At 66.2% G+C, this 24,214-nt stretch carries 24 protein-coding genes and 1 pseudogene; 14 read left to right on the forward strand and 11 right to left on the reverse strand.

All coding sequences use genetic code 11. The features are described from left to right. Positions 1-73: 73 nt before the first annotated feature. From fumC to gmk, 3 genes are all read left to right on the forward strand, one after another. Positions 74-1,459 carry a class II fumarate hydratase gene (gene fumC, locus AC1DVS_RS14770; RefSeq protein ID WP_478024219.1) on the forward strand — a complete coding sequence of 462 codons (1,386 nt, stop codon included), beginning with the start codon at positions 74-76 and terminating at the stop codon, positions 1,457-1,459. 206 nt (positions 1,460-1,665) lie between these two features. Then, complete coding sequence (locus AC1DVS_RS14775) at positions 1,666-1,887, forward strand: hypothetical protein (RefSeq protein WP_478024221.1); 222 nt, start codon at positions 1,666-1,668, stop codon at positions 1,885-1,887. Between the two features lie 51 nt (positions 1,888-1,938). Further along, the gene (gmk, locus tag AC1DVS_RS14780; protein WP_478024222.1) at positions 1,939-2,604 is read left to right on the forward strand and encodes a guanylate kinase; all 666 of its coding nucleotides are present in this window, start codon (positions 1,939-1,941) and stop codon (positions 2,602-2,604) included. A gap of 147 nt (positions 2,605-2,751) precedes the next feature. Here gmk and AC1DVS_RS14785 read toward each other — a convergent pair whose 3' ends face one another. Genes AC1DVS_RS14785 through AC1DVS_RS14800 form a run of 4 tightly spaced genes read right to left on the reverse strand, consistent with a single transcriptional unit; the run spans position 2,752 to position 4,923 of the window. Then, positions 2,752-3,450, reverse strand: coding sequence for an ATP12 family chaperone protein (locus tag AC1DVS_RS14785; RefSeq protein ID WP_478024224.1), 699 nt, complete (start codon positions 3,448-3,450; stop codon positions 2,752-2,754). Further along, complete coding sequence (locus AC1DVS_RS14790; RefSeq protein ID WP_478024226.1) at positions 3,447-3,668, reverse strand: hypothetical protein; 222 nt, start codon at positions 3,666-3,668, stop codon at positions 3,447-3,449. Before AC1DVS_RS14790 ends, AC1DVS_RS14785 begins: the two co-directional genes overlap by 4 nt. Continuing rightward, entirely contained in the window at positions 3,665-4,327 is a 663-nt protein-coding gene (locus AC1DVS_RS14795) for an HAD-IA family hydrolase (RefSeq protein ID WP_478024227.1), read from the reverse strand. The genes AC1DVS_RS14790 and AC1DVS_RS14795 overlap by 4 nt, the downstream gene beginning before the upstream one ends. After that, positions 4,324-4,923 carry an FMN-binding negative transcriptional regulator gene (locus AC1DVS_RS14800; RefSeq protein ID WP_478024229.1) on the reverse strand — a complete coding sequence of 200 codons (600 nt, stop codon included), beginning with the start codon at positions 4,921-4,923 and terminating at the stop codon, positions 4,324-4,326. The genes AC1DVS_RS14795 and AC1DVS_RS14800 overlap by 4 nt, the downstream gene beginning before the upstream one ends. Before the next feature lie 212 nt (positions 4,924-5,135). On the opposite strand from AC1DVS_RS14800, the gene AC1DVS_RS14805 reads away from it, so the two are divergent. Next, entirely contained in the window at positions 5,136-5,879 is a 744-nt protein-coding gene (locus AC1DVS_RS14805) for a hypothetical protein (protein ID WP_478024231.1), read from the forward strand. A 43-nt stretch (positions 5,880-5,922) separates the two neighbouring features. Here the strand turns inward: AC1DVS_RS14805 and AC1DVS_RS14810 are convergent, their stop codons facing one another. The 4 genes from AC1DVS_RS14810 to AC1DVS_RS14825 are packed head-to-tail and all read right to left on the reverse strand — an operon-like array spanning position 5,923 to position 9,306. Next, positions 5,923-6,525 carry a response regulator transcription factor gene (locus tag AC1DVS_RS14810; RefSeq protein ID WP_478024232.1) on the reverse strand — a complete coding sequence of 201 codons (603 nt, stop codon included), beginning with the start codon at positions 6,523-6,525 and terminating at the stop codon, positions 5,923-5,925. Next, the gene (locus AC1DVS_RS14815) at positions 6,522-7,616 is read right to left on the reverse strand and encodes a sensor histidine kinase (protein WP_478024234.1); all 1,095 of its coding nucleotides are present in this window, start codon (positions 7,614-7,616) and stop codon (positions 6,522-6,524) included. The genes AC1DVS_RS14810 and AC1DVS_RS14815 overlap by 4 nt, the downstream gene beginning before the upstream one ends. A gap of 32 nt (positions 7,617-7,648) precedes the next feature. Further along, positions 7,649-8,398 carry an ABC transporter permease gene (locus AC1DVS_RS14820; RefSeq protein ID WP_478024236.1) on the reverse strand — a complete coding sequence of 250 codons (750 nt, stop codon included), beginning with the start codon at positions 8,396-8,398 and terminating at the stop codon, positions 7,649-7,651. Next, positions 8,395-9,306 (reverse strand): ABC transporter ATP-binding protein, encoded by a 912-nt coding sequence (locus AC1DVS_RS14825; RefSeq protein WP_478024238.1) that lies wholly within the window; start codon positions 9,304-9,306, stop codon positions 8,395-8,397. The genes AC1DVS_RS14820 and AC1DVS_RS14825 overlap by 4 nt, the downstream gene beginning before the upstream one ends. A gap of 152 nt (positions 9,307-9,458) precedes the next feature. Between AC1DVS_RS14825 and AC1DVS_RS14830 the strand changes: the two genes are divergently transcribed. Next, positions 9,459-10,370, forward strand: coding sequence for an alpha/beta fold hydrolase (locus AC1DVS_RS14830; protein ID WP_478024240.1), 912 nt, complete (start codon positions 9,459-9,461; stop codon positions 10,368-10,370). Between the two features lie 70 nt (positions 10,371-10,440). Here the strand turns inward: AC1DVS_RS14830 and AC1DVS_RS14835 are convergent, their stop codons facing one another. Both AC1DVS_RS14835 and AC1DVS_RS14840 read right to left on the reverse strand, forming a co-directional pair. Next, complete coding sequence (locus AC1DVS_RS14835) at positions 10,441-12,078, reverse strand: GMC family oxidoreductase (RefSeq protein ID WP_478024242.1); 1,638 nt, start codon at positions 12,076-12,078, stop codon at positions 10,441-10,443. Positions 12,079-12,162: 84 nt separating this feature from the next. Further along, entirely contained in the window at positions 12,163-13,074 is a 912-nt protein-coding gene (locus tag AC1DVS_RS14840; RefSeq protein ID WP_478024244.1) for a helix-turn-helix transcriptional regulator, read from the reverse strand. Between the two features lie 189 nt (positions 13,075-13,263). Between AC1DVS_RS14840 and AC1DVS_RS14845 the strand changes: the two genes are divergently transcribed. From AC1DVS_RS14845 to AC1DVS_RS14865, 5 genes are all read left to right on the forward strand, one after another. Then, positions 13,264-14,547 (forward strand): epoxide hydrolase family protein, encoded by a 1,284-nt coding sequence (locus AC1DVS_RS14845; RefSeq protein ID WP_478024245.1) that lies wholly within the window; start codon positions 13,264-13,266, stop codon positions 14,545-14,547. Between the two features lie 110 nt (positions 14,548-14,657). Next, positions 14,658-15,005 carry an ArsR/SmtB family transcription factor gene (locus tag AC1DVS_RS14850; RefSeq protein ID WP_478024247.1) on the forward strand — a complete coding sequence of 116 codons (348 nt, stop codon included), beginning with the start codon at positions 14,658-14,660 and terminating at the stop codon, positions 15,003-15,005. A 1-nt stretch (position 15,006) separates the two neighbouring features. After that, positions 15,007-15,486, forward strand: a complete 480-nt coding sequence (locus AC1DVS_RS14855; protein WP_478024248.1) for an SRPBCC domain-containing protein — start codon at positions 15,007-15,009, stop codon at positions 15,484-15,486. Between the two features lie 125 nt (positions 15,487-15,611). Then, positions 15,612-16,901, forward strand: coding sequence for a GGDEF domain-containing protein (locus tag AC1DVS_RS14860; protein ID WP_478024249.1), 1,290 nt, complete (start codon positions 15,612-15,614; stop codon positions 16,899-16,901). Between the two features lie 128 nt (positions 16,902-17,029). Beyond that, positions 17,030-18,517: a DUF4403 family protein gene (locus tag AC1DVS_RS14865; RefSeq protein WP_478024251.1), complete on the forward strand. Its 1,488-nt coding sequence runs from the start codon at positions 17,030-17,032 to the stop codon at positions 18,515-18,517. On the opposite strand, the gene AC1DVS_RS14870 is transcribed toward AC1DVS_RS14865, so the two are convergent. After that, on the reverse strand, positions 18,511-19,263 hold the full coding sequence (locus AC1DVS_RS14870) for an SDR family oxidoreductase (protein ID WP_478024253.1): 753 nt from the start codon (positions 19,261-19,263) through the stop codon (positions 18,511-18,513). The two genes, AC1DVS_RS14865 and AC1DVS_RS14870, sit on opposite strands and share 7 nt — an antisense overlap. Positions 19,264-19,433: 170 nt before the next feature. On the opposite strand from AC1DVS_RS14870, the gene AC1DVS_RS14875 reads away from it, so the two are divergent. The 4 genes and pseudogenes from AC1DVS_RS14875 (at position 19,434) to AC1DVS_RS14890 (ending at position 24,177) form a co-directional block, all read left to right on the forward strand. Continuing rightward, positions 19,434-20,174 carry an SDR family oxidoreductase gene (locus tag AC1DVS_RS14875; RefSeq protein ID WP_478024254.1) on the forward strand — a complete coding sequence of 247 codons (741 nt, stop codon included), beginning with the start codon at positions 19,434-19,436 and terminating at the stop codon, positions 20,172-20,174. Continuing rightward, a pseudogene (locus tag AC1DVS_RS14880) lies at positions 20,174-21,219 on the forward strand (lactonase family protein). The gene AC1DVS_RS14875 and the pseudogene AC1DVS_RS14880 overlap by 1 nt, the downstream one beginning before the upstream one ends. Positions 21,220-21,334: 115 nt before the next feature. Further along, positions 21,335-23,290 (forward strand): sialate O-acetylesterase, encoded by a 1,956-nt coding sequence (locus tag AC1DVS_RS14885; protein WP_478024255.1) that lies wholly within the window; start codon positions 21,335-21,337, stop codon positions 23,288-23,290. A gap of 158 nt (positions 23,291-23,448) precedes the next feature. Then, a complete protein-coding gene (locus tag AC1DVS_RS14890; RefSeq protein WP_478024257.1) occupies positions 23,449-24,177 on the forward strand; it encodes a carbonic anhydrase family protein in 729 nt (242 codons plus the stop codon). Positions 24,178-24,214: the final 37 nt, after the last annotated feature.

A 24,214-nucleotide genomic window follows, 5' to 3' on the forward strand; every position in this document is an offset into this window, starting at 1 on the left:
CCTCACCCTCCCACTGCTTCGCAGCGGGCCCCTCCCTCTCCCGCTGGGAGAGGGACTTTGACGGAAGGTTGAGATGACCGAAACCCGCACCGAAACCGATTCGCTCGGCCCCATCTCAGTCCCCGCCAGCGCCTATTGGGGCGCGCAGACTCAGCGATCGATCGAGAATTTTCCGTTCGGGCCCGAAGAGCGCATGCCGATCGGCATCATCCACGCGCTGGCGATCGTGAAGCAGGCGGCTGCGCGAGTGAATCGCGCGCATGGCCTCGCGCCCGAAATCGCCGATGCGATCGAGGCCGCTGCGGCTGAAGTGGTGAGCGGCAAGCTCGACGACCAGTTCCCGCTGGTCATCTGGCAGACCGGCTCGGGCACCCAGAGCAACATGAACGTCAACGAGGTGATCGCCGGCCGCGCCAACGAGATGCTGGCGGGAAAGCGCGGCGGCAAGGCGCCGGTCCACCCGAACGATCACGTCAATATGAGCCAGTCGTCGAACGACAGCTTCCCCACCGCGCTCCATGTCGCCGCCGCCCGTGCCGCGCATGACCGGCTCTTTCCGGCGCTCGACAGGTTGCACGCTGCGCTGGACGCCAAAGCGAAGGACTGGGCCGATATCGTCAAGATCGGCCGCACCCATTTGCAGGATGCGACACCGCTGACGCTCGGCCAGGAATTTTCCGGCTACGCGCATCAGCTCTATCGCTGCCGCCACCGGATCGACCCGGCGGTGAATCACGGCATGATGGCACTGGCGCAGGGCGGCACCGCGGTCGGCACCGGACTCAACGCGCCTGGAGGCTTCGGCGAAGCAATTGCCCGCGAGATCGCCGCCATCACTGGCCTGCCGTTCCGGACGGCTGACAACAAGTTCGAGGCGCTCGCGTCGAACGATCCGATCGTTCACCTCTCGGGAACGCTGAACACATTGGCGGTGGCGCTGACCAAGATCGCCAACGACATCCGCCTGCTCGGCTCGGGCCCGCGCTCGGGGCTCGGCGAGATCGATCTGCCCGCGAACGAGCCCGGCAGCTCGATCATGCCTGGCAAGGTCAACCCGACTCAGTGCGAGATGCTGACGATGGTCGCGGCCCAGGTGATCGGCAACCATCAGGCGATCACGATCGGTGGGCTGCAGGGCCATCTCGAGCTCAACGTGTTCAAACCGATGATCGGCGCGGCGCTGCTCCGCTCGATCGAGTTGCTGAGCGTGGGGATGGCGAGCTTCGCGGAGCGCTGCGTCGAGGGGATCGAACCCAACCGCGCGCGCATCGCCGAACTGGTCGACCGCTCGCTGATGCTGGTCACCGCGCTCGCCCCCGAGATCGGCTATGACAATGCGGCAAAGATCGCCAAGCATGCGCATGCCGGGGGGTTGACGCTCAAGGAGGCGGGGCTGGCGCTTGGCCTGGTCGATGCCGAAACGTTCGACCGCCTGGTGCGCCCGGAGGCAATGGTGTGACTCATTCCTCCCCGGAACGGGGAGGGGGACCATTCGCCACTTTCGGCGAATGGTGGAGGGGCTTGGAGCGAGGCGACCGTGCCGCGCTCCAAGCCCCTCCACCACCCCGCTGAAGAAGCGGGGCGGTCCCCCTCCCCGTTCCGGGGAGGAACTTGGAACCCCAAGCCCCCTCAAACGCTCTGCCTCACGAAAACCGGAGGACATCCATGAAGGCCAGCACAATCCTCGGCGCAGCGATCGGCAGCATGATCGACGGCAGGGACGGCGACGACAGCACCGCCGACGGCGCCCTGATCGGCGCTGGCGTGGTCACGGCGGCGCGCATCGTTGTGCCGATCGCGATCACCTTTGCCGTGGGCTGGCTGGTGCTGCGGGGCCTCGGCAAAGTGACGGACGCAGTGCTCGGCGAACGCGCTTCGGACGATTGATCTCACTCAAGGCGGGTTGACGCGGGGCGGGCGCCCGCGCCACTAGCGCGCATGGACGCCCCCGATTCCGATCCGCATGGCTTCAAGCGCCGTGGCGTCTTGTTCGTGCTCTCCTCGCCATCCGGCGCGGGCAAGTCGACGATCGCGCGCATGCTGCGCGAGGATCAGCCTGAGCTGGTCGTCTCGGTTTCCTACACTACTCGCCCGATCCGCCCCGGCGAAGTCGACGGCGTCGATTATCATTTCGTCGATCTCGAACGCTTCCGCGCGATGGTCGCGAACCATGAGTTCCTCGAATGGGCGCATGTCTTCGGCCATCGCTACGGCACGCCCAAGGCGCAGGTGTGGAACGTGCTCGAACAGGGCCGCGACATATTGTTCGATATCGATTGGCAGGGCGCGCAGCAGCTCCACCAGCTCGCCGGCGGCGACATCGTCCGCGTCTTCATCCTGCCGCCCTCGATGACCGAGCTGCGCACCCGGCTTGAACGCCGTGCGACCGATTCGCCCGAAGTGATCGACGCCCGGATGGACCGCGCCGCCAACGAGGTCAGCCACTGGGACGGCTATGATTATGTCCTGGTCAATGACGATGTCGCGAAATGCTTCGACTGCGTGAAGACGATTCTCGCGGCGGAACGGCTGAAGCGCTCGCGCCAGACCGGGATCATCGGGTTCATCCGCAAACTGATTCGGACGTCTCCCACGGGGGAGTGAGACCTCTTAAAGCCCCTCCCCTTCAGGGGAGGGGTAGGGGGTGGGGGCGTGCGTCTGCACGCTCAAAAAGACTCGTCTCGCCAAGCTCGAAGCGTCGAGCGGGGCATCGAGCCCCGTTCGACGCTGCCCCACCCCTTACCCCTCCCCTCAAGGGGAGGGGCTTATCAGTCCCAGAAACCGCACGCCTGCATCGAAATCGCGCCGCCGTGCTTCGAGCGCTCCAAGCGACAAATCGTCCCGGCCCCATTGCTCGACCTGCCAGTCCTCGTCGAGCTCGACCGCGCGCCATATTTCCTCAGCCGTCGCCGCACCTTCAGCCAGCGCCAGTGCGGCGATCAGCGACCCGCCGATGGTGACGATCGGCGACAGGCCGGCCAGCTCCCACGCGTTCCTTGCCAGGACTGCGTCGCCGAGCCGGGCCAGGCTGAGCGGCGGCTGAGAGCGGTGGAGGATTCCCGTCGTCACTTCGATATGCACATCATAGCGCGTCCGTGCCCAGTCGAGCAGGGGATCCCAGGTTGCCGCCTGCCGCGCCACCAGATCAGGCGGGGTATCGGCACGGTAGCAGAGCAGGTCGCTCTCACCGAACACGGCAAGGCCGGCGGCGAAACTGGCGGGGTCAGGCGCGATGCGGTCAATCGCGGCGTTGGCGAGGCCAGTCATCGGCATTGCCCGCGGATCGATCTCCGCGCCTTCGGGCACCGCACGCCACTCGTCGGCCACAGCTTCGGCAAGGCTGGAATCGGGGAGAAGCAGCGGTAGCCGTCCCGGCGTCCGCACTGGCCTGTCGTCGAGCCTTATGCCGCGATCGTCATCGATCGCGACGCTTTTCCAGAAGCGTTTCACTTGCCGGGCGGCGTCCGCCACCGCTCGGCGAGCGAGCGTGGTACGATCGCCATCATCGCCAGCGCCGAGAGGACGATCGCGGTGCCGAGGATCTTGGGCCCGAGCGTCGGCGCACGCGCAATCAGGATCACGCCCAAAACCGCGCCGGCGGATGCTGCCAGCCGGGTGAGGGTGATGGCGAGCCAGCGCTTGCGGGCGATCGTCTCGGCGTCGGTCATAAACTCTCCATCTGAGCCGGCAGGCCGGCCACCGTCTCGGCAACGGCATGCGCGCCCGCGGCGGTCAGTTCGTGCGAAGGATGATAGCCCCAGGCGACGCCCAGCGCTCGCGTGCCCGCCGCGCGCGCCATCAACATGTCATAGCTGGTGTCGCCGATCATCACCGTAGTTTCGGGCGAGGCGCCGGCCTCGGCCATCGCCAGCTCGATCATTGAGGGGTGGGGCTTGGACGGATGGCGATCGGCGGTCTGCAACGTGACGAAGCGATCCGCGATGCCGTGATGGGCAAGGATGCGCGCCAGTCCGCGATCCGACTTGCCAGTGGCAACGCCGAACAGCCAGCCGGCCTCGGCGAGCGAATCCAGCGCTGCGATCATCCCGTCGAACAAGGGCTCCTCATTCATCGCACCGGAGGCACGCAGTCTGAAGAAAGCGGATTTATAATCCTCGGCCAGAGCTCGGTGGCGCGAATCGTCGAGCTCCGGGCTGAGCGCAGCGATCGCCTCGACCACGCTCAGGCCGATGATGCGGCGGATCGCCGGGCGGGTAGGGGCCGTCAGCCCGCCAAGTACGAACGCCTCTTCCATCGACAGGCAGATATTCGCCTGGCTGTCGACCAACGTGCCATCGCAATCGAACAGGGCGAGTCGGTTGCTCATGCGGTCCTCATCACATCAGCAAGCGCTGCGTTGCCGGTGCGCGCAAGGCCCTGAATTGTCCCGGCGCGATCTTCGCCTTGTTTGTTCTGGCCAAGCTTGCTGGTGCCGCGCACCGCGTCGATCGTTACCTCAAAGCCGATGATCGCGCGCAGCATGGCGCGGAAGCGGGCATCGTCCATCTTGGCGCGAGTCCAGGGATTTTCGGGCGCCACGCGCGGTTCGTGGATCTCGGCGAGCGTGTCCAGCAGGGCGACCAGCGCGTCCTCGTCGATCGCCCGAGCGATACCCTCGATCTCGACCGCGACATAATTCCAGGTCGGCACCTGCTGGACCGGATCGGCATACCAGGTTGGCGTGATGTACCCGTCCGGGCCGGCAATGCTGAGCGCCACGCGCGCGCCATCGAGCAGCGGCACGATCCGGTTGGACCGGGCAAGATGGAAGCGCACCGCGCCCGCACCAGCCGGCACGATCGGCGCATGCGCGACGATCGGTCCCTCAGCGGTCGCGGCGAGGATATGCGCGAACCCGCGCGCTACCGCCCAGCCGAGCATCGCTGCGTCGCTTTCGAAACGGAAGGCCTTGTTCGGGTGCATGGCTTTGGCCGTAGCGCAGCCGTCCGGAGAATCAATCGCCTGCGGGTGGTCAAGGCGATTCGCACGCTAGAGCGGAAGCTCGAACACGACCGGCCCCGGTAATTCGCGCCGGGGCTGTGGCGTCGAACAGCATCACTTATGCATCCATGCCTCAGTGGATACTGGTTTTTAATGCGCCGCACGGCATTTCAGCCCGAAGGTTGGAGCGTGCCATGATCGATGCTTTTCTGATCGACAAGTTGACCACGACGCTGCTGCAGCAGCGCGTCGCGCGCGATGGTACGGGAACGATCTTCTACCGTCCTTTTCACGGGCACGGCGCCATCCGTTTGAGCGCCGACGAATGGGCAGAGCAGCAACACCTCTATCGCGACCTGACCCTGCGGTCCGGAAGGATGCTGCGCTGGGCGCTCTGGCTGACGACCCCTTTTGGCATCGCACTGATGGCGATCGCGTGGAACATACCGACGCTGCATGCGGCGAGCGATGCGCTCGAGGCCGCTGCGCCGCAGGTTGCGATGATACTCTACACGGCCGCCATGCCGCTCAGCTTCATGGCATGGCATTGCTGGAAGGTCGTTGCCGCCGCGATCGAAATCGATACGCGTCTGGCCGGCCGGCCTCGTGTCGCCAGGGCACCGAAAGGTCAGCCGGCAATGCGCAAGATAGCCGAGTTGCTGGCCCTTGTGCTGCTCGGACCGCATCTCCTCATCGAGATCGCGGTGACGTTAAACCCGCAAGGCTTCTATTATACGCCGTTTCGCGAGTATCGGCTCGACTGGCTGGGCGACGCGTCGCTCGCCATATTCGCAGTCCTGGCCTATTTCCGGGTGAAAGCCTGGTTGCTGCTCCGCGTTGCACCGGTTGCCGATTGCGACAGCGACGAGCGTACCCGGCTTGGCGACGTCGTCGGTCGTGCGCGAGCGCCCCTTGCCGAACGCCATCCCCCCGTCTGAGCGACAGCGTTGCGGTGCCGCGTGCTACCCTTAGTCCGGAGCGCTAGAGCCACCCTTTCTCCCTGGCGATGCGGCCAGCTTCGACGCGATTATGCGCGCCGACCTTTGCTGCCGCTTCGGACAGATAGTTGCGCACGGTCCCCGGCGACAAGGACAGCCGGCGCCCGATCTCCTTGTTGGACAGCCCCTCTTCCGCCAGCCGCAGCGACGCTCGCTCACGCTCGGTGAGTGGATCACTTGCCTCCCACGCAGCGGCGGCGAGATCGGCCGCTATCGCGCGACCACCGCCAGCGACCGTGCGAATAGCGGCGGCGAGTTGCTCGACCGGACTGTCCTTCAGAAGATAGCCACGCACGCCGGCGTTCTGCGCCCGCCGCAGATATCCCGACCTGCCAAAGGTGGTGACGATGACGACGCGGGTCGCAAGCCGTTCGTCAGCGATCGCCTGCGCCACCTCGATTCCCGAACGCCGCGGCATCTCGATGTCGGACAAAAGGACATCGGGTGCGACGGCGCGAACGAGCTCGAGCGCCTCGTCGCCATTGGTGGCGCGTCCCACGACCTCAATGTCGGATTCATAGCCGAGCAATGTCGCGATCGCGCCGAGCACCAGCGCCTGATCCTCGGCGACCACCACGCGGATCATAGGGCGCCCGCCGGGACCATCGCGGACAGCCGTGTCCCCGGTGCCGCTCGCTCGAGCAACAGGCTACCGCCCGCCGCCGTCAGTCGTTGCCGCATGCCGCCGAGGCCGGTTCCTTCGCTGAACGAGCCGCCGCAGCCGTCGTCCTCGACCGTAAGTCGCGCCACGCCATCGAGGATCGAGATCGCCATGCGGCAACGCCCCGCGCCGGCGTGCCGGATGATGTTCGTCACCGCCTCACGCAACGTCATCGCCAATACCGCGCCGGCGTCCGGCGGCACACTCTCGGGGTCGCCTTCGAACTCCGACGCCACGCCCGCCGCCGCCAGCACGCCACGGGACACCTCAGCCTCGCGGGCCAGCGACCCCCCGGCCACCCCGGCAAGCGCCGCGCGCAGCTCGCCCAGCCCCTCGCGGGCAACACCCGCCACGTTGCGCATTTCCTCGGCGGCGGCGGCCGGGTCATCCGCGGACAGTCGCGCGGCGATGTCGGACTTCAGAGCGATGAGCGTCAGGCTGCGGCCGACCACATCGTGCAGGTCACGTGTGATGCGCTCGCGTTCAGCCGTGCGGCTGAGCCGCCGCACTTCCTCCTGCGCCGACAGCAATGCCTCGTTGCGGTCATGGATCGCCTCGCGCTGCATCACGCTGAACCCGGTCGTCACCAGCAGCAGGACGCCGGGCAGCCACCAGAGCAACGGCTGCGAAAGCGCAATGCCGAGTGCGACCGTCAGCAGCGCGAAAGCCGCAATCATCGATCCGGCCAGCCGGGTACTTCGCAGGCCACCGACCATCGCTGCCGCATAGATCGCGTAGACAGTCCAGTTGCCGCCGAACGAGGCGAGCGCCGCGGCCACCGCCATGACGATGCACGAGGCTGCGAGGAGGCGCATCCCGGCCGCACGGTACCCCGTCAGATAGACAGGGAGGAAGACCGCCAAACCGATGACGGCCGCAATGACAGTGACGCGTGTCGGAGCCTGCCACAGCCACGGCAGGACGTAGAACGGCAGATAGGCCAGCCAGGGCACGGGCCCGTTGAGGAAACTTCGCCTGCCGGTCTCGTTCCGCATCGCTCGCCGACTATTTTCCATCATTGTGAGGTTCCCCGTTGCAGGACGCCGCGTCAAGCCGGGCTGCGCCGCCAACCCGACCATGCCCATGCAGTGGCCAGCGCGGTCATCAAGGCCAACACCAGGATGTGGACGACCATATTGCCCATCACTGGCGCGCCGACGATAGCGCGTGCGATCTGGCCGAGATGATAAGCGGGCACGACTTGGCCGATCGTCTGCATCCATACAGGCAGCATCGACGTGGGGATCCAGAGTCCGCCGATGACAGCCGACCCGAGGAACAGCGCATTCGCCATCGCGACGGCGCCCTTGCCGCCCATCCGCATGCCGATCCCGAAGCCGATCAGTGCATAAGGCACGGTCGAGACGAGGTGCAGGCCGGTGAGCAGTGCCCAGCGTCCCGGCGACAGGCGCACGCCGCCAACCAGCGACAGCGCGTAGATGAGCGCGATCGCCGCGCCCGTCGCGGCTATCGCCGCGGCGAGCTTCGCGGCGACATAGGCCCCGGGCGGCATCGGCGAGACGCGCTTGAGCTCGACCAGGCCTTGCTCGCGCTCCATCGCCACGCCTGCACCGAACCCGAATAAGGCCGGGCCGATCGATGCGAACACGCCGTATCCCGCCAGCGAGGCAGCTGCCGCCTCAGGCGACGGCCTGGCGAGCGCGAGCGTAAAGAGCGCGTAGAACGCTGCCGGCGTCAGCACTGACGGCAGCATGAACTGAGGCAGGCGCCACGACCGGCGCAACTCGGCAATGCATTCCCGGCGCCAGACGCCGGCGGGCATGGCGATCGCGCTCATGCCGCGACTTTCATGTTGGCGTGGAGCAATCCGGCCAGGGCATCGTCCAGCGAAGCGTCGCTGATCCGCAGGTCAGCGAGCCCCGCATCGGCCGCGACAAGCGAACGCACCGTCGCAACCGCGTCGCCCGACCGGATGACGACCTCGGCGCCGGCACGCTCCACGCTGTGAACCGAAGGCAGCGCCATGAGGTTCGCCTGCGCCAGATCGGTGCGGCAGCGCAGCGTCGATCCTCCAACCCGCGCGCGGATCGCCGCCGGCGTGTCGGCGGCGATTACGGATCCCGCGTCCATGACGAGAACGCGATCGGCCAGCGCATCGGCTTCGGCAAGATCGTGGGTCGTGAGCAACACCGCCGCGCCGTTGTCCGCCGCGGCGCGCACCGTCGCCCATAAGGCGATGCGCGCCTCACGGTCCATGGCCGCGGTCGGCTCGTCCAGCACCAGCAGGTCCGGCCGGCCGCAGATCGCCAACGCATATTGTACTCGCCGCGCCTGCCCTCCCGACAAGGCGCCGCAGCGACGGCTTTTCAAGTCGGTCAGGCCCGCGATCGCCAGCGTCTCGTCGACGGAGCGCGGGTCAGCATAATAGCCTGATTGCAGGGCGACGATCTCGCTTATGGTCAGCACATCAGGGAGGCCGGCCGATTGCAGCATCACGCCCATCCGCCCGCGCGCCGCTGGGCGGCTTGGATCGAGGCCGAACAGACGTGCCTGACCGGCGTCCGGCCGCAACCGACCGGTCAGCAGGCTGACGCAGGTGGTCTTGCCGGCGCCGTTAGCGCCGAGCAGGGCAGTCACCTCCCCTGCGCGAACGCCGAGATCGAGATTGGCGAGAACCGCGTTGCCCCCGAGCGCCTTCGAGACACCGATCAGCGCGGCAACGACCGATAGATCTTCTCGCTTCATGTGCATTCTCCTTGCTTGCGAGGGTGATGCACCGCCGCGCGCCGCCGCATCAGTGTGCGATGTCATGCGCGGAAGGTGACACATGTCACTGTGCCCGGCCTCTGGAGTTGGCCCATGTCCGGACATCATCGACAGCTTATCGGAGAGACGCCGTGACCAGACTTCGCACCACATTTCTGAACGTTGCCACCAGCGCGGCGATCTCGTTGCTTTTCGCTCAGCCGGGTATCGCAGCCGCCCAGGCTGCGGCCTCACTCCCGGTCCGGCTCTATTCCGACAGCAAGCTCGTATCGACGGATCGCGTCTCCATCGAGATCGTCGGAACCGGGCCGGACGTTGTGCTGATCCCCGGGCTCGCCTCGTCGCGCGAGACGTGGCACCAGACCGCGGACCGGCTGCGCGCCCGGTACCGGCTACACCTTGTGCAGGTCGACGGCTTTGCGGGCGAGCCGGCGCAGGCCAATGCCAGCGGCCCGGTGTTCGACCCGGTGGCCGAAGCGATCAGCACCTATCTCGGCAAATTCGGCCATCCTGTCCCGGTGATCGGGCACAGCCTCGGCGGCACGCTGGGCCTCGCAATCGCCGAACGGCATCCCGGGCTGATCTCGAAGCTGATGCTGGTGGATACGCTGCCTTTTTTCGGTGTGGTTTACGCCGGACCGAATGCCACGCCGGACAGCATAAGGCCGATGGCCATGGCGATGAAAGCGGGGATGTCGGGCCCGATGCCCGAAGCGATGGCACAGCAGATGGGCGCACAGATGATCACAGCGCCCCAGGATGTTGCCCGGGTGGTCGGCTGGATGAAAGCGAGCGACCCGGCAGTTGTCGGCACCGCGATGACCGACGACATGCTCGCAGATCTGCGGCCGGGTCTTGGCGGCGTCCAAATCCCCGTGACAGTGCTTTACGAGACCGCGCTCGGCGAGACAGTGAAGGCCGGCTATGGAGCGTTGCCAGCGGGTACGCTGGTCGAGGTGCCTGGTGCCAAACACTTCATCATGTACGATCAGCCGGCACGATTTGACGCCGCGCTGGACCAGTTCCTGCAGACCAGGCCATGAACGCGGGCATTGCCGAACGGGCCGACCTGACCGGCCAGCGTGAAACAGGTCGCAATCAGCGGGCCGTCGGTCAACCCGCGCGCCGATCAGCCAGAATGATCTCCGCGGCGCGCCAGCCAAGCGCCATGGCCGGCGCATTGGTGTTGCCGGTGATGAGGCCCGGCATGGCCGAGCAATCAGCGACGCGCAGTCCCTCCACGCCGTGGACACGCAGCGAGGGATCGAGCACGGCCTCGCCTTCGCGGCCCATGCGGCAGGTGCCGACGCCGTGCAGCCCGCTGGTCGAGAGCGACCGGAAACTGTCGAGCAGCGCGGCATCGTCCTGGACCTGCGCGCCGGGGGTCAGTTCCTGCCCGACATCCTCGGCCAATGCGGCCTGCGCGACATAGCGGCGCATCAGGCGGATCGCGGCGACCGCGCCCTCCCGGTCTCCGGTGGTCGCCAGCCAGTTGGGGGCGATGTCGGCGCCATCACCGGGCGCCGGGCCACGGATGACGATGCTTCCCTCGCTGGTCTGGCGCAGCAGCGTGCCCGACACCGTCATCCCCGGCTGCTTGTCGATATGGGCAAGCGGCACCGGCTCATTGTCAGCGCCGCGCCCGAACATATAGCCGCTGAGATAGAGCTGCAGGTCAGTGCGCGGCCCGGTCACGCCAGTGCTGAGGAAGGCGCCCACTTCGAACGGCCCCGTCGCCATCGGACCGTCGCGGCGCAGATAATAGCGCGCGACCGACGCCCAAAGCCCGAGGCCGACATAGCGACCGCCGATCCCGACATCGCGCGTTAGCCGAAAGGGCATGGTGTAGGACAGATGCTCGAGCATGTGCCGTCCGACATGCGGGTGGTGGTGCTGCACGGCGACCCCGGCCGCGGAGAGCGCGTCGCCATCGCCGATGCCGGACCGTTGCAGGATCTGCGGGCTTTCGAGCGTGCCGGCGCACAGGATGACCTCGCCATCGCAGTCGACGCTGAAATTGCCCCGCGCGTCACTTGACATCGACACGCCGACCGCGCGCCCGTTGGACAGCCGGACGCTGTTCACGACGGTGTCGGTAAGCACATGGAAATTGGGTCGTTTCCGGGCCGGGCGCAGGAACACCCTCGCGCCGCTTTCGCGCCGCCCGCGCCGGATATTGTGGCAATAATAGCCGACACGCCCGCCGGCGACGCTGTTGAGATCCGCGGTGCGGACCAGCCCCATCTGCTCGCCCGCCTTCACCAGGCGTTCGGACAGCGGGTAGACGAAAGTGTCGGCTGTCACATGCACCGGCCCACCGCTGCCGCGCATGGTGCTGCCGCCGAGGCCATGGTCCTCGATCGCGCGGAACGCAGCGGTCATGCTCGCGCCGTCCCAGCCCGCGCAGCCGGCGGCCGACCAATCGTCATAATCGCGCGCCTCGCCGCGACTCCAGATCATGCCGTTGATCGACGACGAACCGCCAAGGCCCTTGCCCCTGATCCAGATCTCCTGTGCGTCCTCGCCATCACGACGCGGCTGCGCCATCCGATAGGCCCAGACATAGCGCGGATCCGCGACCAGCTTGGCGATCCCCTTCGGCATCGTGATCAAGGGCGAGCGATCATGCCCGCCCGCTTCGATCAGCAACACGCGGTTGCGGGGGTCAGTCGACAGCCGCTCGGCAAGGACACACCCTGCGGAACCGGCGCCGATGATGATATAATCAAAGCGCTCCGGGATTGCGCCCATGCATCACGCCCTCTCCATGTATCGGGCGAACATCGGCAATCGACGGACCGCTGCATACTAGCAGTTTTGCCCCCAGCTCAGCGCCTACAACGCCCGCCGAAACTCACTCGGCGTCGCCCCGACCAGTTTCCGAAAGCTCGCCGCGAAGGACGACGGCGTCTGATACCCCACGCACAGCCCAATCTCCGTGACCGGCAGCAGAGGATCCGTCAGCATCTCCTTGGCGCGTGCGATGCGGAGGTTGGTCAGCCATTGGTGCGGGGTCTTGCCGGTGGCCAGGCGGAAGGCGGTGCAGAAGTGGAAGCGGCTGAGGTTCACCAGCGCGGCGAGCTCGTCCAGGCCGATCTCCTGCTCCATCAGCTCACGCATATAGGTGGTGACGCGCCTGACCTGCCAATCGGCGAGGCCGCGCTTCGGCGCCGGATCGGGCAGCGCGCCGAAGCTTGAATGGCCGCGCACCAATTGGGTGCAGAGCAGGTCGATCGCCTGTTCCAGGAACAGCCGGGCCGCGGGGTCGCTCGTCAGCTTTTCGTCGCTCAGCAGCGCGAGGATGTGGGTGATTTGCGGATCGGCGAAGCATAGCCGGTCGAGCAGCTCGATGCCGCGCCCGCCGGTCAGCGTCTCGGCGCTTTTGTGGAGCCGTTCCTCGGTCAGATAGACATGGCTGACATCGACGCCGCCATTGATGTCCCAGCGGCCGTCATGCCCGGCGGGGATGATGACGATCGTGCCGGGGCTGGTCTCGGCGCGGGCGCGCAGGCCTTCGCCGGTGCGCAGGACGATCTCGGTGCCCTGGTTGTGATGGGCGATGATGACATGCGCCGGCATGCCGGGGAGCGCGTCGTGCAGGGGGCCGTGAGTCCATCTGCCGGTCAGGCGTGTGTCGCCGCTGAGGCGTTCGGAGAGCGCGATCGGCGGCTGGTCCAGCACGCGGCTCATCGCGTCGAACGGGTCGGGCGGGGCTTCCGCAATGCGCATGGCGCTGACGGCGGTCATTGCCTCTCGCCCTCCACCGGCATGGCCGCACGAGTCGTTTCGCGGGCGGAGCGTAACGCAGTCGCGTCGAACACCGCAATCCCGCGATAGTCGCCGCAACCCGCGAACGGCGGGCGGCTGCGCGGCGGGCTACCTCCAGATCACCGGACGCGACCTGATCGCACCCCCCGGCAGCAAAGGAGAACCACCATGACCAGCACCAACATTGCCCGTCGCACTCTTCTGGCTTCGTCGCTGATCGGCGCCGTTGGCCTGAGCCTGCCGAATTTCGCGGGCGCCGACGTTCCGGTTTCATCGGGACCGGAGAGCATCCGCAGCTTCAGCTTCCATGCCTCGAGCCGGGCGCTGGCCGATCTTCGCGCCCGCATCCGCGCCACCAACTGGCCTGAGCGCGAGACAGTGAACGACGCTAGCCAGGGCGTGAACCTCGCGACCATGAAGCGGCTCGCCGAGTATTGGGCGAACCAGCATGACTGGCGGCGGGCCGAGGCGCGGCTGAACGCCTATCCCAATTTCATCACCACTATCGACGGGGTGGATATCCATTTCATCCATGTCCGCTCGCGGCATCCGAATGCGCTGCCGGTGATCATCACCCATGGCTGGCCGGGCTCGATCATCGAGCAGATGAAGGTGATCGGTCCGCTGACCGACCCGACCGCGCATGGCGGCACTGCGGCGGATGCCTTCGATGTCGTCATCCCATCACTGCCGGGGCATGGCTTTTCGGGCAAGCCGACCGAGACGGGCTGGGACCCGATCCGCATCGCCCGCGCCTGGACGGTGCTGATGAAGCGGCTCGGCTATACGCGGTACGTCGCGCAGGGCGGGGACTGGGGCAATGCGGTGACCGAGCAGATGGCGTTGCTTCGGCCGGCGGGGTTGATCGGCGTGCATACCAATATGCCGGCGACCGTTCCGGACGAGATCGCGGCGTTGCTGCCGAACGGGCCGGCGCCGGCTGGGCTGTCGGCGGACGAGCGTTATGCGTTCGACCAGCTTTCCACCTTTTATCAGAACGGCCTTGGCTATGCGCAGGAGATGGCGGGGCGGCCGCAGACTCTCTACGCGCTGGCCGACTCGCCGATCGGTCTTGCGGCCTGGATGCTCGACCATGACGATCGCAGCCGGGCGCTCATCACCCGCGTGTTCGACGGCGCGCAGGAGGGCCTGACGCAGGACGATGTGCTGGACAATATCACGCTCTACTGGCTGACCAACACGGCGGTCTCCTCGGCACGGCTCTATTGGGAGAGCAAGCTGGCCTTCTTCGCACCCAAGGGTGTCGACCTGCCGATGGGCGTGAGCGCCTATCCGGACGAAATCTATACCGCGCCGGAGAGCTGGGCACGCAAGGCCTATCCGAAGCTCGTCCATTATGGTCGGCTGCCGAAGGGCGGGCATTTCGCGGCCTGGGAGCAGCCGGCGTCCTTTACCGAGGAGCTGCGGGCGACGTTCCGTTCGCTGCGGTGATCTTCCGTTCGATACGCTGAAGTGGTGCGCCGTTCGCTCTTTCCGGAGCGGGCGGCGCTCTTCTTTTGCCGGCGCTTGACTCTTTAATTGCCATTTGGCTATATAGCCATATGACAATGGAAAACCGACATAGCGACCAGCTGAGCAGCGCCTTCCATGCGCTGAGCGATCCCACGCGGCGGGCGATCCTGGCGCGACTTACGCTGGGCGAAGCGAGTGTTTCGCAGCTGATGGCACCGTTTCAGCTCAGCCAGCCGACCATCTCGAAGCATCTGAAGGTGCTCGAAAGTGCCGGGCTGATCGAGGGCGGGCGCGATGCGCAGCGGCGGCCGCGCCGGCTCGCGCCGCGCGCCATGAAGGACATCGCCGACTGGATCGAGCCGTTCCGCCAGCAATGGGAGAGCCGGTTCAACAATCTCGACGCGCATCTAAGCACCATCAAGAAACAGGAGATTTGATATGCCTGCTCAACCACAGACGAGTGCCCGGACCGACCTCGAAATCGACCGCACCGCTCACACGATCAGGTTGACGCGGGTGTTCGATGCGCCCCGCGCCGATATCTTCGAAGCCTGGACGAAGCCGGAGCATGTGACCTGCTGGTGGGATGCCGCCGGCGAGCCGCTCACGATCTGCGAGATCGACCTGCGGCCGGGCGGCGCGTTCAAGTTCGTTACGCGGGGCCATCCGGACATGATTTTCGGCGGCACCTATCATGAGATCGCGCCGCCCGAGCGGCTGGTATTCGAGGCGATCGGCGCATTGGGCCGGGTGATGCTTCAAGACGCGGCCGGGCAGACGCACATGACTGTCGAGATCGAATGCGAATCCGCCGAGCAGCTGGAGCAATATCTGAAACTGGGGGTCGATACCGGCACTTCGCAGACGCTCGACAATCTCGTTGGCTATGTGCGGAGTCGATCGGGCGCGCTCACCTGAGCGCTGGCTTGCGACCCGTCATCGGCCTTGAACGCCGCGGATCGGAGGCCACCCGAACCTTAACACCATCTCAATGGGTGCGCTCTACTCCGGCACCGGGGAGGGGTTGAAGGAGCCGGGGGCATATGTCCTTGCAGAAGGAATCCGCCTGGGCGATTGCCCGCCAGCAGCCCCATCTCTTGATGATCGGCGTGTGCTCGTTCGCCGCGATCTTCTGCATAGCCGTCAGCTGGGCGACGCTGCGCATCCTGATGTTCTCGCAGACACCGGGTTCTCTCCCGTTGGCGATCGCGACCGGTGGCATCGGGATAGCGCTGGTGCTCAATGTGCTCGTTGCGATCTATGGTCGCCGGGAACTGCACAATCGGGCTGACCTGGTCGCCAGCGCGCAGGCCGCGAAGATACAAACCGACGAACTTTTCGACATGACCGATATGCTGCAGAGCGCCGAAGGCTATGACGATGCCACCGCGGTGCTGATGGCGACGGCGCTGCGCCTCCTCCCGGAATTCGGCATGGCGCTCTACATCTTCAACAATTCCCGCGACCGGCTCGATCTCACCGGCAGCTGGAACATGCCGGCCGACTATCAGCCGTCGGACAGCCTTGCACCGAGCAATTGCTGGGCATTGAAGCGCGGCAAGCCCCACACCAATGACCCGTCGCACGGGACCTTGTGCTGCGGGCATCACGCCGGCGCGGTCGCGACGCTCGAAGTGCCGATGATGGCGCGGGGTTCGGTATACGGCTTGTTGATGTTCGCCACCGGGCGTGAGCAGGCTCAAAGCGAACTCGCAGGGATCAGCCGGCTCTGCCACGCGCTGGCCGATTCCATGTCACTTGCCCTGTCGAACATCTCGCTGCGCGAAAAGCTGCGGACCCAGTCGCTGCGCGATCCGCTGACCGGCCTCTACAACCGGCGCTACATGGAAGACGCGCTGGAGCGCTATATCAGCCTGGCCGAGCGTGGCGGTGGTTCGACCTCAGTGCTGATGGTGGATCTCGACAATTTCAAGCGGCTCAATGACGAGCACGGCCATGCCAAGGGCGATGCAGTGTTGCGCGATGTCGCGGCCCAGCTTGTCGGCGGCCTGCGACCATCGGATGTCGTCTGCCGTTATGGGGGCGAGGAGCTGCTGGTGATCCTGCCCAATTGCTCGCTCGAAGAAGCCCGGCGCAAGGCCGACACGCTGCGCATGCGGATCGCGGGGCTTTCGGAGGCGCATGACGCGGCGGTTTCCGCGTCCTTCGGCGTCGCCTCGGTTCCCGAGACTTCAACCTCGGCGGCTGACCTGGTGCCCATGGCCGATGCCGCGCTTTATGAGGCCAAACGCCTCGGCAAGAACTGCGTGGCCTGTGCCGAGCGACGGGCGGGCCGCGAGGACCTCCAGCCACGGCTTGCCGTTACGGGCTGAGTGCCGCGACAAAAACAGCAGGCACTACGGACCTTTCCCTCTTAACCGGCGGTTACCCAGTTTCGCTTATGCAACGAGCGTGGATCGGCCCCGCGACACGCGGATCCGCGCCATGGGGGGAGGGGTTGGTGTCGCGAAGAATTGCCCCGCTGCTGATGGCGGCGCTGCTGGCGACCGGCTGCAGCCACAGCGTCCGGTCGCCCGCCCCGCCCAGGATCGATAACGCTCCGGACTTTCCGTTGCAGACATCGACGATCGTCGTGCCGATCTCGGGGTCGCTAGACGATCTCCAGCGCGCGCTTGAGCGGGAGATGCCGAGGCGGCTCTGGAGCATCGACAAGCAGCTCGACACCTGCATTGCCGCGAAGCGGGTGGACCTCGGGATCGTCAAGGTGAAAGTCCTGCCGAACCTCGGTTGCCGCGTCGTCGGCACTGTCACGCGCGGCAAGCTGATCCTCGGCGGAAGCGGGGATCGGCTGACGATCACCATCCCGGTTCATGCGACGATCGCCGCGCAGAAGGTCGGTGGGGTGGTGTCGAAGACGGCAACCGGCGAAGCGGTCGTCCATGCCGTGGCGCGGCTGTCGATTGCGGGGAACTGGTCGCCCGCAGCCAAAGTGACGATCGATTATGACTGGACCACGCCGCCGGGCGTCGATTTCCTGGGGCAGCGGATCGAATTCGCCAGCAAGGCGGATGCTCGGCTGAAGCCAGTGATCGCGGGCCTCGAGAAGAGCCTGCCGCGCGAACTCGCGAAGCTCGATCTGCACGCGCGGCTCGCCTCTGCGTGGCAGCACGGCTTTACGTCGATCATGCTGAACCGGGATCGTCCGCCCGCCTGGATGCGCGTGACGCCGAAGCGGCTCGGCTTTGGCCGCTATCATATCGATCGTCGCGCGCTGGTGCTGACGCTCCGCGCCGACGCGCTGACCGAGACCTTTGTCGGCGACCGCCCGGCCGACCCGGTCGCAACGCCGCTGCCGCCACCCACGCCGGTGACCGGGAAATATGGGCTCAATTTCTTCATTCCGGTGCTGGCCGATTATGCGCAGCTGGAACCCGTGGTCCTGCGAGTGCTGGAGAAGCGCGCGCAAAAGGGAATCACGCTTGCCGGCATCGGCCCGGTCGACGTCCAGTTCGACAAGGTGACGATCTATGCCACGACCGGCGGCCATCTGGCGGTGGGGATCGTCGCCCGGGCCAAGGCAGAGGGCCACGCCTTGCTGTCGACCAAGGGCGAGGTCTGGCTGACGGCGGTTCCCTATAACGTGCCCAACTCACAGTTGGTGCGGGCACGCGATGTCGGGATCGCGGCGCACACCGACAATCGGATCACCAATGTGCTGATCGCTTTGTTCAGCGACGCCTCGATCCGCGACAGCATCGCGCAGGGGCTGAGCCATGATTTCGCGCCCGATTATACGCGAGTGCTCGTGGCGGCACGCAAGGCGATCGGCGCGCGGCGAGAGGCGGACTTTCTATTATCAGCGGACCTGACCGGCGTGGAGAACGGCACCCTCTCCGTTACCGGGAAGGGCTTGTTCATGCCGGTCCGCGCCACCGGTCAGGCGACCATCGCTTATCGGCCCGAACAGAGCGTGAGGCGCCGTCAGTAGATTTTCTGGTCGAGCGGCTCGATGCGCAGCGTCACCACGTCGACGCCGGGCGGGCGGGTTGCGGCGAACAGGATCGCTTCGGCGACCTCGTCCGGAGGCAGGAGTTTGTAGGCCTCCATCTGGCGTTGCCGTTCCTCGGGCGAGAAGGGCTGCATGGCCGAGGCGATCGCGCCGGGTTCGATCAGGGTGAGGCGGATGCCGTCGGGGATCAGCTCCTTGCGCAGGGTTTCGGCGAAGCTGGCGACGCCGCCCTTGGCCGCGTTGTAGACGCTCTCGCCCACCGCCTTGATGTGGACGCTGATCGAGCCGATCAGGATGACCATGCCTTGGCGGCTGCCGCTCGCCTTGATGCGATCGACCGCGGCCTTGGTGCAGGCGACATAGCTGACGAGGTTGCTCTCGATGACATAGCGCCAGCCGGCATCGTCCATCTCCGACAGGGCCCCGGAGCCGACGCCGGCACAGGCGACGAGAATGTCGAGCCCGCCGAGCCAGTCGTCGACGCGGTCGAACAACCGGGTGAGACCGGGCTGGCTGGAGAGATCCGCCGTCACTGTCTCCACCGCGCCGCGGATGTCGGTACCGAAGGAGCTTGCGAGGGTGCGAAGCGCAGTCTCCTCGCGATCAGTGATCAGGACGCGCGCCCCGGCGCCGATCATGCGCGCGGCGACCGCGCGGCCGACGCCCCCGGCCCCGCCGGTGATCAGGACCCGTTTTCCGAGCAGGGGAGTTTCCACAGATGCCATGCATTACCTCCTTCAACCGTGGCGGAACGCCGGCGGCGCGGTGGAGTTGCCCGATTACGCATGATACTAACCTGTGTTAGATACTTGTTTTCCTTCGAAATTGTGGAACGCAACCGCCCGCGCCCGGTTCGGTAGGCACGGATTTTACCCATGATTTCGGGAAGCGCGAGATGGCAGGCTATGAGATTTCGCTCGAGGGCAAGCGGGTGCTGGTCACCGGCGGCACCACCGGGATCGGGCGGGCGACGGTGAAGGCGCTTGCCGGGCGCGGTGCGCGGGTGCTGACCTTTGGCAGGCATCAGGCCGAGCTCGACGCCTCGCTGGGAAATGCTCGTGAGGCTGGCGGTGAGGTGCTTGGCCTCACCGCCGATGCGGCGACGTCCGAGGGCACCACTTCTGTGTTCGAGGCAGTCGACCGGCAGCTCGGCGGCCTCGACATACTGGTCGCCTGCGCAGCGCTTGCCGCCGATCCGCTCCATGAGATGGAGGAGGATGAGTGGCGCTATGTCGTCGAGACCAACCTGGTCGGCTATCTCGCCTGTGCCCGGGCGGCGATGCGGCGGATGGAAGAGGACGGCGGCCATCTGCTGTTCGTCAGCTCGATCAGCACGCACATCAAGGCGCCGGGTGAGAGCGTCTATGCAGCGACCAAGGGCGGCATCAACGCCTTTGCGGAGACGCTCCGCAAAGAAGTCGCCGAGAAGAATATCAGGGTGAGCGTGATCGAGCCGGGATCGGTCGGCACCGACATGCAGGAGTGCAGCGTCGACGAGCAGCGCGAGGCGATCGCGCGGCATGAGATGCTCTATGCCGAGGAGATTGCCGAGGCGATCCTGTTCACGCTTAGCCGGTCGGAGCGCTGCGATGTGCTGACGTTGCGCATCGAACCGCGGCTGCAGAAGACCGCCTGATGGCGGCGATCGACCTTCATGTCGGCACCTATCGCAAAGCTGGCGGGCTTGGCCTCTACCCGCTTCGTTATGACGCCGGCGAGGGGTTCGCGCTGGGGATCCCCGATCCGATTGCCCTCAATGCGTCGTTCGGGGTCCACGCCGAGCGGCATGGCATCCATTATCTGGTGAACGAGCAGGCAGAAGGGGCGATCGGCGCCTACCACCTGACTGATAGTGGCTGGCGGACGGCCGGCGACGTGCCGAGCGGTGGCAGCGAGCCCTGTTATCTGGCGCTGGACGCGAATGAGGCGCGGCTCGCAGTGGCGAATTACGGCAGCGGCAGCCTGGCGCTGTTCGAGATCGGCTCGGATGGGATGCCGATCGGGCCGGGCACGCACTGGTCCAACCAGGGCCACGGCCCCGTCGCGGATCGGCAGGAGGGCCGCATATCCATTGCGTGCAGTTCAGCCCGGACGGGCGATGGCTCTATGCAGCGGACCTCGGCACTGACCAGATCCTGCGCTTGCGGCTTGATGGCAGCGACCTCAGCGAGTCCGATGTCGCATGGCAGGCGCCGGCGGGTTCCGGGCCGCGTCACCTGCTGTTCCACCCGGACGGCGCGATGGCATTGCTGGTCAGCGAACTGGCCAGCACCCTGACTTTGTTTGACGTGATCGAGGGCGGATTGCGCTTTCGGGCGCAGCACTCGACCCTGCCACACGGGTTCAGCGGCGAGAGCCTGGGCGGCCACCTGGCGCTGAACGCGGCGGGAAACCGCGTCTATGTCACCAATCGCGGCCATGACAGCATCGCAGTGTTCGCGCTGGACGCTGCCGACGGCCAGATCGCGCTGCTTCAGTATCTTCCGAGCGGCGGCGCGTCGCCGCGGTTCTTCCTGCTGGTCGAGGATGCGAACAGGCTGATCCTGGCCAATGAGGAGGGCGAGAATGTCGTCGCCTTTGCGGTGGAGGAGGATGGCACGCTGCGGGAGACAGGGCATTCGATCGACGTGCCGGGTGCCGCCTTTCTGCTGCGTACTCGCGAGGGCCCCGCGAAGGCTTAGGCGCGGGCGCCCATTGATCCGTTTCCTGTAATGACAACGCTGGACCGGCGCCCCGCTCGCGCATATTCCAGCGCACAGCCGTTGCGAATCCAATGGCGAAGGGGAGCGGATCAGAATGTCATTGCCACGTAACCAGGCCGTCGTCGCAGCGCTGATCGCCCTCTCTGTGCCCGCCGCCGCGCAGGCGCAGACCGCGGCGCCGACCTTCGCGCGCATCTTCGGCGATCACGCAGTGCTGCAGCGCGATCGGCCGATCGCGGTGTGGGGATCGGCCACGCCGAAAGCCGAGGTGACGGTGAGCCTCAACGGCCAGGCGGCCAAAGCTGTGGCCGACGGCAGCGGCCGGTGGCGAGTGACGTTGCCGAAAATGGCAGCGGGCGGATCCTACACGCTGAGCGCCAGCGCCGGGGGTAGCACAACGACGCTCAGCGATATCGCGATTGGCGATGTCTATCTCTGCAGCGGGCAATCCAATATGGAATTCCCCGTCCGCATAGCGGCTGGCGCGTGGGGCCTGGGGGGATCGGCCAATGCCAATTTGCGCTACGTCAATATCGAGCATGACAGTGCACCGGCGCCGCGGGACGAGCTCAAGACCGCAGTTACGTGGAAGCCGGTTGGGCCGGATACGGTCGGCGAGGCCTCGGCGGTGTGCTATTATATGGCGAAGTCGCTGCAGCAGAAGTTGAAGATCCCGGTCGGCTTCATCGATTCGGATTGGGGCGGCACCACCATCCAGAGCTGGATCAGCGGAGACTCGTTGCGCACGCTGAAGGCTTATGAGCCTGGGGTGGCGCTGGTCGCGCAGCTTGCGACGTCTCCCGTGAAAGCAAAGGCCGAGCAGAATCGCCGCGAAGAGGCGTGGTGGGATGCGCATGATCCCAGCGCCAAGACCCAGCGTGCGTGGATCGCACCCGATTTCGACGATTCGGCGTGGGGTTCGATCACGCCGACCGGCTCATGGAAGGACGCCGGCATCCCGGCGCTGGCCAGTTTCGAGGGCGTCGTCTGGTACCGGACGAGCGTGACACTCACAGCCGCGCAGGCGGCGAGCGCCAATGCGTTGCAGCTTGGGCCGATCGACACCTATGACAGCGCCTGGATCAACGGCACTTATGTCGGCAGCGGCACCATCGGCTGGATGTGGCGCGATTATGAGGTGCCAGCCACTATATTCCATCCCGGCAAGAACGTGATCGTGTTGCGGGTGCTCGGGAACGGCGGGCTGACGGGTCAGCCGCAATTTCGCGGCATCCGGACGGCATCGGGCGAGTTCGTTCCGCTGAACGCTCCGTGGCGCTACCAGGCAGGGATGCAGGCAAGGGGCCTTTCGATCGCGGCAGCGCCCTGGACGGTGCCGACCAGCCTTACGACGCTCTATAACGGCATGATCGCGCCGATCCGCGACTATGGCTTCACCATGGTGGCCTGGTATCAGGGCGAGGCCAATGGCGATGCCGGCAAGGAGTACGAGACTCTGTTGCCGCTGATGATGGCCGATTGGCGCCACAAGTTCGGCCAGCCGGAACTGCCCTTCATGATCGCGCAGCTTGCCTCCTTTGGTTCGGTCGCGACCAGGCCGGGGCATTCGGGCTGGGCAGAGCTCCGCAAAGCCCAGTCGCTGTCCGTGCAGCATGATGCCCATGCCGGGCTCGCGGTGACGATCGACGTCGGCGACCGGACCGACATTCATCCGACCCAGAAGACGGTGGTCGGCGAGCGGCTGGCACGGGCGGCACGCGCGGTCGTCTATGGCGAGAAGATCACGCCCGGCGGCCCGGAGGCGGTGTCAGTGGCGCGGTTGGGCGCTGACCTGATCGTCAGCTTCCGCAACACCGGCGGGGGCCTGCGCACCTATAGTTCGGACAATGCGATCGGCTTCGAGGCCTGCGCGGGCGAGAACTGCAGCTATGCGACCGCCACCGCGCGGGGCGACACGGTCGTCCTGCAGGGAGCGGGCAAACCGGAGGTCACGCGGGTGCGTTATGCCTGGGCTGACGCGCCCTATGTCAATCTCTACAGCGTGGAGGACCTTCCTGCCGTGCCGTTCGAGATGGACGTAAAGCCCTAGCCGGACCAGAGGCAGCCCAGCCCGGGAGATAGTGCGGCCGAATCGGTTTCACTTGGCCTTCCTGGGCTGCGTTTCCGTGATATTCCGCTCCCGCGAGGCACGCATTGGCCGTCCTGCTCTGCATGTCGTTGGCACTTCCGAGCACGAGGAGTTCGACCATGCATGAATGCGACGAAGCCTGCGACATCAGCCGCAGATCCATGCTCACCATCGGCGCGGTCGCCGGGATTGCGGGGCTTGCCGCAGTCGGCATGCCTACCGAGGCGCGGGCGCAGAACTGGGGGCCGGACCGCCGCGCCAAGCTCTCGCCGGACGAGATCATCCAGGAAATCATGGATGGAAACAAGCGCTTCACAGACAACAGGATGCACAAACGCGACTGGCTGGCGGAGCAGCGCAACACTGCCGGCAAGCAATATCCGGCAGCCATGTTCCTGACGTGCATTGATTCCCGAACGCCTGTGGAAGTGCTGTGCGATCTCGGCATCGGTGACGGATTCACCGCCCGGGTCGCCGGCAATACGATCAACGAAGACATTATCGGCTCGATGGAATTCGCGATCGAGATCGAGGGCGCCAAGGTCATCATGGTGATGGGCCACACCAATTGCGGGGCTATCAAGGGCGCGATCGACAATGCGACGCTCGGCAGCCTGACATTGCTGCTCGCCCGCTTCCGCAACACGATCGCCGAAACCAGATATGAGGGCGACCGGACCTCGCACAATCCGGAGTTCGTGAACCTGGTCGCGGCCAATCATGTCAAGGCGACGGTAGCGCTCATCCGCGAACGCAGCCCGCTGATCGCGGCACGCGAACAGGCAGGTGGGATCAAGATCACGGGCGCGCTGTACAATCTTGGGACCGGAGTGCTGTCGCCGGTTTGAGCCGCCGCTGGACTGTAGCACCGACGAGGAAGAGGCC

The sequence above is a fragment of the Sphingomonas sp. P3_C5 genome, from assembly GCF_056402635.1.

Bases quoted from the DNA above. Each gene is read 5' to 3' on its own strand.
- AC1DVS_RS14805 (WP_478024231.1), top strand. From the start codon at position 5,136: ATGATCGATGCTTTTCTGATCGACAAGTTGACCACGACGCTGCTGCAG.
- AC1DVS_RS14835 (WP_478024242.1), bottom strand. From the start codon at position 12,078: ATGGGCGCAATCCCGGAGCGCTTTGATTATATCATCATCGGCGCCGGT.
- AC1DVS_RS14840 (WP_478024244.1), bottom strand. From the start codon at position 13,074: ATGACCGCCGTCAGCGCCATGCGCATTGCGGAAGCCCCGCCCGACCCG.
- gmk (WP_478024222.1), top strand. From the start codon at position 1,939: ATGGACGCCCCCGATTCCGATCCGCATGGCTTCAAGCGCCGTGGCGTC.
- AC1DVS_RS14795 (WP_478024227.1), bottom strand. From the start codon at position 4,327: ATGAGCAACCGACTCGCCCTGTTCGATTGCGATGGCACGTTGGTCGAC.
- AC1DVS_RS14825 (WP_478024238.1), bottom strand. From the start codon at position 9,306: ATGAAGCGAGAAGATCTATCGGTCGTTGCCGCGCTGATCGGTGTCTCG.
- AC1DVS_RS14790 (WP_478024226.1), bottom strand. From the start codon at position 3,668: ATGACCGACGCCGAGACGATCGCCCGCAAGCGCTGGCTCGCCATCACC.
- AC1DVS_RS14860 (WP_478024249.1), top strand. From the start codon at position 15,612: ATGTCCTTGCAGAAGGAATCCGCCTGGGCGATTGCCCGCCAGCAGCCC.
- AC1DVS_RS14775 (WP_478024221.1), top strand. From the start codon at position 1,666: ATGAAGGCCAGCACAATCCTCGGCGCAGCGATCGGCAGCATGATCGAC.
- AC1DVS_RS14850 (WP_478024247.1), top strand. From the start codon at position 14,658: ATGACAATGGAAAACCGACATAGCGACCAGCTGAGCAGCGCCTTCCAT.
- fumC (WP_478024219.1), top strand. From the start codon at position 74: ATGACCGAAACCCGCACCGAAACCGATTCGCTCGGCCCCATCTCAGTC.
- AC1DVS_RS14845 (WP_478024245.1), top strand. From the start codon at position 13,264: ATGACCAGCACCAACATTGCCCGTCGCACTCTTCTGGCTTCGTCGCTG.
- AC1DVS_RS14800 (WP_478024229.1), bottom strand. From the start codon at position 4,923: ATGCACCCGAACAAGGCCTTCCGTTTCGAAAGCGACGCAGCGATGCTC.
- AC1DVS_RS14890 (WP_478024257.1), top strand. From the start codon at position 23,449: ATGCATGAATGCGACGAAGCCTGCGACATCAGCCGCAGATCCATGCTC.
- AC1DVS_RS14855 (WP_478024248.1), top strand. From the start codon at position 15,007: ATGCCTGCTCAACCACAGACGAGTGCCCGGACCGACCTCGAAATCGAC.
- AC1DVS_RS14815 (WP_478024234.1), bottom strand. From the start codon at position 7,616: ATGGAAAATAGTCGGCGAGCGATGCGGAACGAGACCGGCAGGCGAAGT.
- AC1DVS_RS14820 (WP_478024236.1), bottom strand. From the start codon at position 8,398: ATGAGCGCGATCGCCATGCCCGCCGGCGTCTGGCGCCGGGAATGCATT.
- AC1DVS_RS14810 (WP_478024232.1), bottom strand. From the start codon at position 6,525: ATGATCCGCGTGGTGGTCGCCGAGGATCAGGCGCTGGTGCTCGGCGCG.
- AC1DVS_RS14885 (WP_478024255.1), top strand. From the start codon at position 21,335: ATGTCATTGCCACGTAACCAGGCCGTCGTCGCAGCGCTGATCGCCCTC.
- AC1DVS_RS14875 (WP_478024254.1), top strand. From the start codon at position 19,434: ATGGCAGGCTATGAGATTTCGCTCGAGGGCAAGCGGGTGCTGGTCACC.
- AC1DVS_RS14870 (WP_478024253.1), bottom strand. From the start codon at position 19,263: ATGGCATCTGTGGAAACTCCCCTGCTCGGAAAACGGGTCCTGATCACC.